The organism is Aquirufa sp. ROCK-SH2, from assembly GCF_054558315.1.
The window spans coordinates 64,365-76,384 of record NZ_JBPXKB010000005.1 but is presented as its reverse complement, the minus strand read 5'-3'; the positions used below and the strand labels follow the sequence as shown (position 1 = coordinate 76,384).

11 protein-coding genes are annotated in these 12,020 nt (G+C 37.4%); 5 read left to right on the top strand and 6 right to left on the bottom strand.

Annotated elements, in window-relative coordinates:
• Positions 1-7: 7 nt before the first annotated feature.
• Positions 8-1,060, bottom strand: a complete 1,053-nt coding sequence (locus V7S79_RS11105; RefSeq protein ID WP_459490659.1) for a prenyltransferase/squalene oxidase repeat-containing protein — start codon at positions 1,058-1,060, stop codon at positions 8-10.
• A gap of 696 nt (positions 1,061-1,756) precedes the next feature.
• Here V7S79_RS11105 and V7S79_RS11100 point away from each other — a divergent pair.
• A complete protein-coding gene (locus V7S79_RS11100) occupies positions 1,757-2,521 on the top strand; it encodes a sugar phosphate isomerase/epimerase family protein (RefSeq protein ID WP_459490658.1) in 765 nt (254 codons plus the stop codon).
• Positions 2,522-2,642: 121 nt separating this feature from the next.
• Here V7S79_RS11100 and V7S79_RS11095 read toward each other — a convergent pair whose 3' ends face one another.
• The 3 genes from V7S79_RS11095 to V7S79_RS11085 all read right to left on the bottom strand — a co-directional run bounded on the left by V7S79_RS11095 (position 2,643) and on the right by V7S79_RS11085 (position 6,828).
• Entirely contained in the window at positions 2,643-4,085 is a 1,443-nt protein-coding gene (locus V7S79_RS11095) for a c-type cytochrome domain-containing protein (RefSeq protein WP_459490657.1), read from the bottom strand.
• Positions 4,086-4,296: 211 nt separating this feature from the next.
• Positions 4,297-5,364, bottom strand: coding sequence for an NHL repeat-containing protein (locus V7S79_RS11090; protein WP_459490656.1), 1,068 nt, complete (start codon positions 5,362-5,364; stop codon positions 4,297-4,299).
• Between the two features lie 90 nt (positions 5,365-5,454).
• Positions 5,455-6,828 carry an MFS transporter gene (locus tag V7S79_RS11085; RefSeq protein WP_459490655.1) on the bottom strand — a complete coding sequence of 458 codons (1,374 nt, stop codon included), beginning with the start codon at positions 6,826-6,828 and terminating at the stop codon, positions 5,455-5,457.
• Between the two features lie 103 nt (positions 6,829-6,931).
• Between V7S79_RS11085 and V7S79_RS11080 the strand changes: the two genes are divergently transcribed.
• On the top strand, positions 6,932-7,783 hold the full coding sequence (locus V7S79_RS11080; protein ID WP_459490654.1) for a bile acid:sodium symporter family protein: 852 nt from the start codon (positions 6,932-6,934) through the stop codon (positions 7,781-7,783).
• A gap of 353 nt (positions 7,784-8,136) precedes the next feature.
• Positions 8,137-8,505 carry a four helix bundle protein gene (locus V7S79_RS11075; RefSeq protein WP_459490653.1) on the top strand — a complete coding sequence of 123 codons (369 nt, stop codon included), beginning with the start codon at positions 8,137-8,139 and terminating at the stop codon, positions 8,503-8,505.
• Positions 8,506-8,536: 31 nt separating this feature from the next.
• Here the strand turns inward: V7S79_RS11075 and V7S79_RS11070 are convergent, their stop codons facing one another.
• Positions 8,537-8,851: an FtsB family cell division protein gene (locus tag V7S79_RS11070; RefSeq protein WP_459490652.1), complete on the bottom strand. Its 315-nt coding sequence runs from the start codon at positions 8,849-8,851 to the stop codon at positions 8,537-8,539.
• Positions 8,852-8,858: 7 nt separating this feature from the next.
• The gene (gene eno, locus V7S79_RS11065; protein WP_459490651.1) at positions 8,859-10,136 is read right to left on the bottom strand and encodes a phosphopyruvate hydratase; all 1,278 of its coding nucleotides are present in this window, start codon (positions 10,134-10,136) and stop codon (positions 8,859-8,861) included.
• Between the two features lie 139 nt (positions 10,137-10,275).
• Here eno and V7S79_RS11060 point away from each other — a divergent pair, with 139 nt between their 5' ends.
• Both V7S79_RS11060 and V7S79_RS11055 read left to right on the top strand, forming a co-directional pair.
• Positions 10,276-10,986, top strand: coding sequence for a thioredoxin domain-containing protein (locus V7S79_RS11060; protein ID WP_459490650.1), 711 nt, complete (start codon positions 10,276-10,278; stop codon positions 10,984-10,986).
• An 86-nt stretch (positions 10,987-11,072) separates the two neighbouring features.
• Positions 11,073-12,020: an aldo/keto reductase gene (locus V7S79_RS11055; protein ID WP_459490649.1), complete on the top strand. Its 948-nt coding sequence runs from the start codon at positions 11,073-11,075 to the stop codon at positions 12,018-12,020.

The following is a 12,020-nucleotide window of genomic DNA, read 5'->3' as shown; positions in this document are numbered from 1 at the left end:
AAAATTTCTATTCGCTTTTTTTATTACTGAGTAAATTTTCATATAGTGCCAAGGCCTCTAAACAAAAAGCTGTTGTTAATTCTTCGGATCCCCAACATACATGCTTTTGGGGTCCACTATAATAAAAGGCCCACCTTTTCCAATTTCCACCTTTTGATTGCGTTTTTATTAGATAATTTATTCCATTTTCTACCTCAGGCCCATGGTAGTCTAGATATATTAAAGATGATATGGCGAAAGCTGTTTCTAATTCCGATTCACCAAAAGAGCCATTTTTAAGTTTTTTTGATAAGATTCTATTGGTCAAATCAGGTTGAATTTCTTTCAATTCATTAATTCCTGCTGGAATATTTCTTGAAATAAAATAATAAATGACTAGTGGACTTCGATACCAATAATCACAATCATCCTCCATATTTTCTTTGATAATATGAACTAAATGATGAATAATAGCGTCTGTCTCTTTTCTTTTTCCTAAGTAATATAAGATATTAGCATTAACAACCCCGTCCACACCATATCTTGAACATTCAAACTTCCACCAAAAAATTAGGCTCTTGAATGGTTGCTTTAATTCTTTAAGGACATAATACCAATAAACTAAATTTTTATTCGGTTGAAATCTAAAGGTTATCCAAGTATAAAATAAACCATCCCTTCGACGATTATCCAATATCAATTGATGACTGCGTTCCAACGGAAAATTAAAATTCATCGATTTTAAAAAGCCCGAAACACAAGCTGTATCATCGAGATCGTTTGGGCATACATTTCTCCAACGGTGTAGTAAGGTGTAATGATTCCAAAGCCCCCCTCTATCCATTTGATATTTCAAAAAATTAGCAGTATTCAAGAGAATTTGGCCCACTTTATCCCTCTTTTTTAAGCCTAATAAACAATTTCCAATCTGAGCTGAGGGAAATACAGTACTTTCAGGTAAATTCCAGCTTTGCATAGCGTCATCCCCCGACATGTAAAATAAAAATTCTCCATTGGGTAATTGATGATCCTCCAAATAGGATATGCCTTGCTCAATCGCTTGATTTAATAGGTTTTTCATTTTTGTCTTTTTTCTAATTTCTTATCGATTAAGCCATTCCTTAAAAACACCTGGGGGCTTCTATTTTCTTTGATCGCTAAAATACCGAATAATTTTGCAGATCTATTTGTAAAAAAGGAGTGAGTAGATAATTTTTTAAGTCATCCTTTTTACATTGCGTATTCTATAGATGAAATAGCTCTTTCAAATCTCGAGTTTGCGAAGACGATTTTTGTGAATAAGCCTGCAACAAATCAGCTTTGGTTTGTTGACCAAACTCATTCCAAATTCGAAATGGTGTATTCTAAATAGATTACCCTTTCACGAAAAAATACTTCCCAGGAATCAGACATTAGAGACCCTCTACAAACATGTCAGGCACAATCAAAGTTTTTTTTGATTGTAAATTATCTTTTAGCTAATCCCAACTCAAATCATGAACCTTCGTTTAAACCTCCAAAAAATTATAGACAAATCTAGCTAAAAAGATGCAAGGGCGAAAAAATACTTTTCAAGAAAGTAACTCTCTAATTATTTCTGGTTTGGTTCTTTTCTCTTTTCTACATTTTTAATTCTTAATTTTAAATTCTACATTCAACCTTCTTGCTTAATCGGAAAATTCACCAAAAATTTATGCTCGTGAAAAAAAGTGTATTGATCTCATTCGTCTTTCTTCTACTTTGTAACCCATTATGGGCTCAAAAGTCTAAAGGCAACATGCTCAAAGAAACGCCTGGTGTTGTTTCATTTACGTTTAGAAAAGAATTTGCCAAAGATATGGCCGGCACCTTGAATCTCATTCAATCCATGGGGATCAGGAACATCGAATTTTCCAATTTATTTGGTAAAAGCGCCAAAGAAGTACGAGATATGTTGGATGCGCGTGGGATGGTATGTACCAGTTATGGGGTCAGCTATGATGCATTAAGTAACAAAATGAACACGGTTATTGATGAGGCAAAAACCCTTGGTGCTGCATTTGTCCGCGTGGGAATGATACCTCATAAAGCTCCCTTCAACTTGGAAGCGGCTCAAAAAGCGGTGGCTGATTTCAATAACTTTGGAAAAACTCTCCATCAAAATGGATTGGAATTTTGTTACCACAACCATGGTTATGAATTTTTGCCCTACGAAAATGGCACCTATTTTGATTACCTTATTCAACAAACGGATTCCAAATTTGTGTCCTTTGAAATAGACATTTTATGGGTGCATCAGTTTGGGCAATCACCTGCTGAATTGCTCAAAAAATACCCTAAAAGATTCCGATTGATGCATGTCAAGGATTTAAAAAAGGGTGTTGCAACAGGTCTCGGAGTAGCCACCTCTTCAGAAAACGATGTGACGCTCGGTACAGGACAATTGAACATCCCTGAAATTCTTCAATTGGCTAAAAAAAGCAAAATCAAATACTATTATTTGGAAGATGAAAGTTCTAATGCGCAAAAACAAGTTCCGGATGGATTGAGGTTTGTTAATTAGTGTTTAGTTATTAGGTTTTAGGGATTAGTTATTAGGGTTTAGTGATTAGGGATTATTTGAAATAAGACTGGACCGTAAGTGTTTTCCTCACAATAAAAAACTAATAACTAAAAACTAATACCTAATAACTAACCGAGTCTTGCACAATCGGAAACACCACTTTCGTGCCATTATCGATGTGTAAATTAGGACGGAGTTTTTTGAGTTGAGTGATGCCAGCGTCTGTGACTTTGCTTTGCCAAACATATAAATTCCGCAAGGTTTTTATCTTGGCTAGTTTCAGAATCCCAGCATCCGTCACTGAGGTACCGTAGAGATTCAAGGTTTCTAAATGTGGGGCATTTTGCAAGGCCTCCAAACTCTTGTCCGAAATTTTGGTATGACCTAATTGAAGGTTAATCAATCGAGGAAAATCTGATAAATCGCTAACAAATGCATCTGTTACTTGGGTATTGTTTAATTTCAAAGCAATTAATTGCTCTTTGATGGCATCTAAATCCTTTAATTCTTTATCGCCAATTTTCTTGGCATTGATGGCATTGACTTCCAAAAAGGCTTGGTCTTTGGCAACAGGCAAAACCAATAAATGCAAGTTCAAAAGCGCTTGAATATCGGATTCATCGGCGGCATCAATCTCCTCTTTCAATACCGGTGAAAGGTAAGGCCCTCCCTCTCCTTCGCCAGAACTGTATTTGGCCAAAATACCTTTTACTTTAGCATCTGCACTGAGTGTTTTTACCTTCTTTTTAAAATCCGCACCACCTTGAATCCACCAATGTAAAATGGCTATTTCATCTTCTGTCAAAGGCGTTTTCCCTTTCGGAGGCATGTGATGTTCATCGCTTTCTTCCAACAATAATCGCTTGATCATTTCACTTTTGGCCGGATCTCCCGCTTCAATGATACGTCCGTTTTCTCCTCCCTTCAAAAGGAAATCGGGACTATCCATTCTCAGTTTGCCTTTTTGCTTTTCGGCATTGTGGCATGACCAACATTTTTGTTTTAACATCGGTTGTACCAAATCTTGATAGACCAAGGCTTCATTGATGTTGGCAATTTTAATGGCAGCACCCTTCGTTTCTGAGGAACTTTGTTTTTCAGGTAAACCCAACCATTCTCTGAAAGGAGAAGGCATATTTTGCGTCAAATAATCGGAACCATGGGTTAAATTTCCTCCCAAATGTCCTGTTAATGTCAATAAAATCAAAGCAAGACTCAGTGTTGGAGTAAACAAACGGCGCATGTTGGCATCTTTGGACCAAAATTGAGCGGTATAAGCCAAGATAAATGAAATAACAGCAACAGAAATTCCTAAATATTGATGAAAAAACAAGGTTTCTTCTTCGTATTCACCGGATTGGGAAAGGGCAAAGCCCATGGCACATGAAAAGGCCGCTGTAATCCCTGCCCACAAGAAAAAGGGGGCAAAGGACTTTTGTTTCGCCTCCGCATCCTCCGTTTTGGAGAAAAAATACATCAATCCCACCAGCACCAACATACCAATTGGTAAGTGAACCAACACGGGGTGAAAGTGACCGAAAAATAAAATCAAATCCGAACTCATTAGTTTATTTAATACAAAGACACAAAGTGCCCAATACATGTATTTTACTCATTTCTATTTTTACTTCGACAGGCTCAGTAAACGCTATTTAACACAAAGGCACAAAGTTTCACAAAGGTCTACCGCTTATGGCTTCGGCTCCGCTCAGCCAACGCTATTTGCAACAACGATTTTCTCTCTCCTCTTTTCTCTTTTCTCTTTCCTCTCTTCTTTAAATCCTCTCCAATTTAATCGGATAAGTCTTTTGACTTGCCCATTGTGCGACGTATAGATTATGATCGGCATCTGCATAGACATCGTGCGGGTGGATGAATACTTTGTTTTCATCTTCCTTGTATTGTCTTTGCAAAACGCCATTTTTGTAGATGGGCTCAGAACCGCCTAGGGTTGAAACCGCTTTCATGTCTTTGTCCAAAATTTGTACATAACCTGAACCTGCCCAACTTGCATCTGAACTACGGTAACAAGCAGCTACGATGTTTTCTCCGTGCAATACAGGGCGACAAATAAAAGAACCGGGGTAATGGTAGCGGGTAATGAATTTACCATCTAAGGTATAGCGCTTCAAGCTATTGTTCATGCGGTCTGTAACCAACAATGTCCAATTATTGGCATCGCGTGTATCTACTAAAACACCATGGCAGCAGTTGAATTTATCATCCGCATATTCAGAAGTTTTACCTCCAAAATGACGAATATATCTTCCTTTGGAATCGTATTGAATCACATAATTGGCACCATAACCATCTGCTACATAGATGTCGCCATTTTTAGGATTCACAGCGGTTTCGGTTGGAACGAATTGATTCGGGGAATCGTATACCCCTGTTTCTTTGGGATATTCAATTTTAAAAATTTCTTTTCCTTTCAAATCGGTTTTAATGACTTGATGACGAGCATTATCGCAAATTAACAAAAACTGTTCACCACCCTCGTTCAAGATAGTTAAACCATGTGCGCCCGGATAAGTATGGCCCCATGAATCCAATAATTTTCCTGATTTATCGTAGATCAAGATGTTATTTTTGGTTTCGTTGGTTGCCAAGAACAAACGGCCTTTGGCATCTTCTACCATCTCATGGCAGTCGTTCACTGGATTTTTACCAGCATCTAATACTCCCCAATTGGGAATAACTTTGTATTTGAAATTGTTATGTCCTAAGACAATTTCACCTGGTTTTGGAGCCATTTTTTTCATAGAATTGTTCGATAAAAGGCTAGCGCCTAGCAAAAGAGAACTAGATTTAATAAAGTCACGCCTTGGTAAATGCTCGTTCATAATTTCGTCTTAATTTGAAAATATTTTATATAAAACACCTTATTTTACTCGTTGTGAACTTTGTGTTAACACAAAGACACAAAGTATCTTTTATACATCCATGATCGCCCTCCCCTTCGTTTCAGGAAGATAAATCACACCCACGATCACCGTGATGGCAGCTAAGGTAATAGGATAAAAAATTCCTGAAAAATTAGAATGCGTGATGGCACCTAGCCAAGTAGCGACAAAGGGAGCACAACCCCCGAAAACCCCATTAGCAAAATGGTAGGGAATCGACAAGGACGTATATCTAATTTTGGTTGGAAATAATTCCACTAAAAATGCGGCAATCGGACCATAAGCCATGGCTGCAAAAGTCACCAATAGCATACAAATAAAGGCTAATTGGCATTGGCCATAGAAAGTCAGATGAATCGCATCTTGGATCATTGTTCCTTCTTGTTCAACAATGATCGACATCCAGGCAAACAAGGGATAATAAAAAACAGCTGCTAAAGCCATTCCGCCCAGCATGATTTTCTTTCTCCCTACGCGGTCCGATAGGCTACCAAAAACCACAAAAAGGGGTGTTCCAACCACCAGAGAAGCCGCAATGACTAAATTTGTGGTCGTGAAATCTACCTTCAAGATTTTATTGATGAAAATTTGGGCATAAAATTGACCTGTATGCCAAACCACTCCTTGCCCAACAATGGCACCAAACATGGCAATTAACATCAAACGGCGATTGGCCTTACTTGCAAAAGCTTCACGAAGCGGGTTTTCCGACAAACGACCTTCTTTTCTCAATTTGGCAAATAAAGGCGATTCGTGCATATTTCTACGAATGAAATAAGAAACGATCACCAAAATACCTGAAAGCGCAAAAGGCACTCGCCAACCCCACTCTTTGAACTCGGTTTCGCCGATTAAATTTTGACAAACCAAGACAACAATGATGGATACAAAAAAGCCCAAAGTAGCTGTAGTTTGAATATAAGCCGTATATTTTCCTCGCTGAGCATCCGGTGCGTATTCTGCCACATAAGTCGCAGCGCCACCGTATTCTCCACCAAGGGCCAGACCTTGAATGATTCTTAATAAAAGTAAAATGGCCGGGGCCACCAAACCGATTTTGGAATAACTAGGAATAAAAGCAATGGCAAATGTGGAACCTCCCATGAGGAGAAGCGTCAATAAAAACGTGTATTTCCGACCAATGCGATCCCCTAATCGACCAAAAATTACCCCTCCAAAAGGCCTGGCTACGAAACCAGCACCAAAAGCAGCCAAGGTGGAGATAAAAGCAGCAGTTGGATCTTCTTTGGGAAAAAAGGACAAAGAAATGATGGCTGAAAGACTACCAAAAATATAAAAATCGTACCATTCAATGACTGTTCCAACGGAAGAAGCAAGGATTACTTGCCAAAGTTTTTTAATAGGGATTTTATTATTATCGAATTCGGGATTCGAAGTATTCATAGTTAAATAAGTTTTTGCTTGAAATTAACGACAGGATTTAAAAAATCCTAATATTTATTAAAATTAGCTAAATTAGCTGAAATATTCCTCTAAATCTTTACAAATGCAAGCAAGTTTATTGTCGACCGTCATTTTACCCATCGCTTTGGCCATTATCATGATGGGTTTAGGATTATCCTTACAAATTGAAGATTTCAAGCGCATCATTCGCTATCCCAAGGCCATGATCATTGGGCTTTTATGCCAAATGATTTTGCTACCTGCGCTATGCTTCATCATTGCCAAATGCTTGTTGTTGAGTCCAGAACTATCCGTCGGATTGATGTTAATCGCTGCCGCTCCAGGCGGTCCATCTGCCAATTTATATAGCCACATAGCCAAAGGGGATGTCGCTTTAAATGTTTCCTTAACCGCTTTAAACAGCTTATTATCTATTTTTTCGATCGCCATCATCAGTAATTTTGCCATGCAACAATTCATGGCAACGGATCAGGTAGTGCCATTGCAATTCGGCAAAGTGATGGAAGTTTGTATGATTGTCATAATCCCGATAAGTTTGGGAATGATTATCCGGAATTTTGCCAAAAATATGGCGCAGAAAATGGATAAACCAGTGAAAGTAGGATCCGCACTTTTTTTGGCAACCGCCATTATATTAACAGGATTACAAGAGCGAGATCATATTTTTCATGATTTGGTAGAGGTTGGGTTTGCGGCTCTGCTATTTAATCTGCTTTGTTTGGGATTGGGTTATTGGATTCCAAGATTTTTTCAATTGCCCAAGGCGCAAGCCATTGCAATAGGAATGGAAATTGGTATCCACAATGGCACCTTAGCGATATTCATTGCATTAACAGTAATTGGCAACAGCGCCATGGCTATTCCAGCTGTCATTTACAGTTTCATTATGTTTATCACCGCAGGGATTTTTGGAGCGATAGTGAGAAGTTATTAGTTATTAGGGTTTAGGTGCTAGTTATTAGTTATTAGGGTTTAGTTATTAGTTTAGTAGCTAGTTATTAGGTTTTAGTTATTTGGGAATGGCGTTGGCGGTTCCTATATAAATTTTGATTTATATTTTAGTGAAATTTTATTTGATATTATTAATAACTATTAACTAATAACTAAAACCTAATAACTAAACCCTAATACCTAAAAACTAATAATTTTTATACATTATCAGTTTATTTGATCGAAATTAAATTTTGAAATTACATATTAGTAAAATATTTTAGGTCAATTATAACACCTAATAACTAATAACTAACACCTAATAACTAACACCTAATAACTAACACCTAATAACTAATGAAAAAAGCCAATAATTTAAAAGACAAAAGCTTTCAGTTTGCTTTAGATAGTATCAAATTATGCCTATGGTTACAAAATCGAAAAGAATTTATCATTTCAAAGCAATTATTTAGAAGCAGCACTAGTGTGGGAGCACAAGTAAGAGAAGCTGAATATGCTGAATCAAATGCAGATTTCATCCATAAACTATCAATCGCACAAAAAGAAATTAATGAAAGTATTTATTGGTTAGAAATATTAGAAAAATCTGATTTAATAATAATCTCAGAATTTCATCAAATTCATTTTAATGCAGTTGAAATTTTAAAAATTTTGATAAGTATAATTACTAAACTGAAAAACAAAAAACAAATTCCTAATAACTAATAACTGATAACTAACAACTAATACCTAACAACTACTCTATCGGTTGATTTTTTTCATCCACGATGATAAAAATATCTTCCGTTGGTCTTTTCATGAGGTATTTTTCTCTAGCGTATTTTTCTAGAAGTGCGGGGTTTCCCATCATCACTCTTCTTTCTTTTTCAAGTTCTTTGAGCTTCTGCTGGTAGTATTTTTTTTCCGCTTTTAATTCTCGAAGTTCGTTCCATAGACGAAACTGAACGGTGATATCATTGGAGTCGAGAAACAACATCCAAAATAAAGCAATTGTCGTGGTTATCACGTAGAAACGATTTTTACCCAAGAACAATTGCTTTAATTTATTCATTTTAATCTTAGAAATTTAAACCTGGGAAATAAGCATTAGCGCCTAATTCTTCCTCGATTCTCAATAACTGATTATATTTAGCCATACGGTCAGAACGAGAAGCTGAACCAGTTTTGATTTGACCTGTATTTAAAGCTACAGCTAAATCTGCGATGGTTGCATCTTCAGTTTCACCTGAACGGTGAGACATGATGTTTTTGTATGAATTACGTTTTGCTAAATTAACAGTATCAATAGTTTCAGTCAATGAACCAATTTGGTTAACTTTTACTAATACAGCATTAGCCACACCTTTTTCGATACCTTGTTGTAAACGCTTCACGTTTGTTACGAATAAATCGTCACCTACTAATTGACACTTAGAACCGATCAATTTAGTTTGCTCAGCCCAACCTGCCCAATCGTCTTCTGCCATACCATCTTCAATAGAGATAATTGGATATTTATCTGCCCAAGTCTTCCAGTAAGCAGCCATCTCCATAGAGTTCAATTGCTTTCCGTCTGACTTTTTGAAAGTATAAAGACCTGTTTTCTCATCATAGAATTCAGAAGCAGCTGCATCCATTGCGATGAAAATTTCTTCGCCTGGCTTGTAACCTGCTTTTTCGATCGATTGTAAAACGATTTCGATTGCTTCTTCGTTCGACTTGATGTTAGGTGCAAAACCACCTTCATCACCTACGTTAGTAGAATATCCTTTGCTTTTCAATACACCTTTCAATGCATGGAAAACTTCCGTACCCATACGTAAAGCTTGAGAAAAACTCTCTGCTTTTACAGGCATTACCATGAATTCTTGGAAATCGATTGAGTTGTCCGCATGTGAACCACCGTTTAAGATGTTCATCATTGGAACTGGAAGTGTATTAGCATTCACACCACCGATGTAACGATATAAAGGCAAACCTGCTTCTTGAGCTGCTGCTTTCGCAACTGCCATAGAAACACCTAAAATAGCATTAGCACCTAATTTTCCTTTGTTTGGAGTACCGTCAATTTCGATCATTAAACGGTCGATCATGTTTTGCTCAGAAACTTCTAAGCCCCATAATTCTTCTGCGATACTTGTATTTACATTTTCAACGGCTTTTAACACCCCTTTTCCAACGTAAACCGACTTGTCTTCATCACGTAGTTCTACAGCCTCGTGAATACCTGTTGAAGCTCCAGAAGGAACCGCAGCTCTGCCAAAAGCTCCATCTTCTGTTTTAATATCTACTTCAATGGTTGGATTTCCACGTGAATCTAAAATTTGTCTGGCGTGAACGTACTGTATTGCACTCATCTTCTTATTGTTATTGTGAATAAATTGATTACGAAACTATTTGCTTAAATTGCCTTGCAAAATAACAGAAAAAATAGATAATTTCCTTGCATTTTATTATTAGCAATTTGTTAAATACCTGATTTTAAACCAAATAGTTATGAAAAATTTAAAATTAACAAGCATTCTTACTCTTTTTATCGCTTTTGTTAGTTTTGGCGCACTTGCTCAAGTAGAAGAGGTGGATGGTTTTGAACAAAAATTAAAGTCGACTCCCAATGCCCTTTTGTTAGATGTAAGAACTTCTGGAGAATTCGGCGGGGGGCATTTACCTAATGCTAAAAACATTGATTTTCGTTCTCCCGATTTTGCCACACAAATCAAATCCTTGGACAAAAATAAACCTGTTTTAATTTACTGTTTATCAGGTGGACGTTCAGCACAAGCAGCTGAATTAATGCGCAAAGAAGGATTTACAGTAACAGAAATGAAAGGGGGTTATCTTAAATGGACCACCAAAATGAAGCCTTTGGAGGGTGTTCCGAATGTGAAGCACGATCAAGCTTGGGACAAAAAAGAATTCGATAAAGTCATTGCCAAAGATGAGGCCGTTGTGGTCGATTTTTTTGCTAAATGGTGTGCCCCATGCATCAAAATGATGCCAACTGTGGATAAATTAGCCAAAGATTATGAAGGCAAAGTGACCGTTTTAAAAGTAGAAGCAGATGGCAATCAAGCCATTTTACAAGCTTATGGCATCGATGAGATTCCAGGATTTTTAGTCTTCCAAAAAGGAAAATTAGTATTGAAAACCGCTGGTTTCAGAGTAGAAGCGCAGTTAAAAGAATTGTTTGATACGAGCTTGAAATAAAGCACGAATAGATTAATTGATACCTATTTAATAAGAAAATTTTACAACCTATTTAAGACAAAAGCCTCAAAAAGGCTTAGATTACTATGGAATATCGCAAATTAGGCAAAACCAACGAGCTCATTTCAGTGTTGGGATTTGGCGCCTCTCCTTTGGGTAATGTATTTGACGAAGTCGATGAACAAGAAGGGATTAATACTGTTCATTATGCCATCGATCATGGCGTAAATTTCTTCGATGTATCCCCATTTTACGGCATCACTTTGGCAGAAACTCGCTTGGGAAAAGCGCTGCAAGGCAAAAGAAAAGACGTATTTCTCGCTACCAAATGTGGTAGATACGATTTGCGTTCCTTTGATTTTTCCGCCAAGCGAATTACGGCAAGCATCGATGAATCGCTACAAAGGCTACAAACTGACTATGTGGATTTATTCCAATTGCACGACATTGAATTTGTGTCCAAAGAACAAATCTTGAATGAGGCCATGCCAGCGATTGAAAAAATCAAGGCATCGGGCAAAGCAAGATTCATCGGGATTACAGGATTACCTGTTCGATATTTGGCAGAAATTGCTCGACAAGTAGAATTGGACACTGTTCTTTCTTGGGCCCATTATAATTTACTTCAAGATGAAATCAATGATGAATTGGTGCCCTTGTCGAAAGAAAAAGGATTTGGATTAATGAACGCTGCGCCATTGATGCAGCGCATTTTATCGGATGCCGCGCTTCCTGAATGGCACAATGCCCCGAAAGAAATGTTGGCCATTCAACCTGTATTGTTAGGTATTTGCCAAAAATACCAAGTCCGTTTGAGCGATGTAGCCATGCGTTTTGCGATGGATCATCCTGATATTGCCACAACCATTGTAGGCATGTGTAGAATGAATTCAATTCGGAAAAACATCGAGTCGGTGGAGTTTAAAATTCCACAAGGCCTTTTAGAAGAATTGGCTATCGCCATTGCACCTGTCAAAAACCTCATGTGGTTTGAAGGGCAACCTGAAAACAACATTCCTAGATCAAAAAACTAA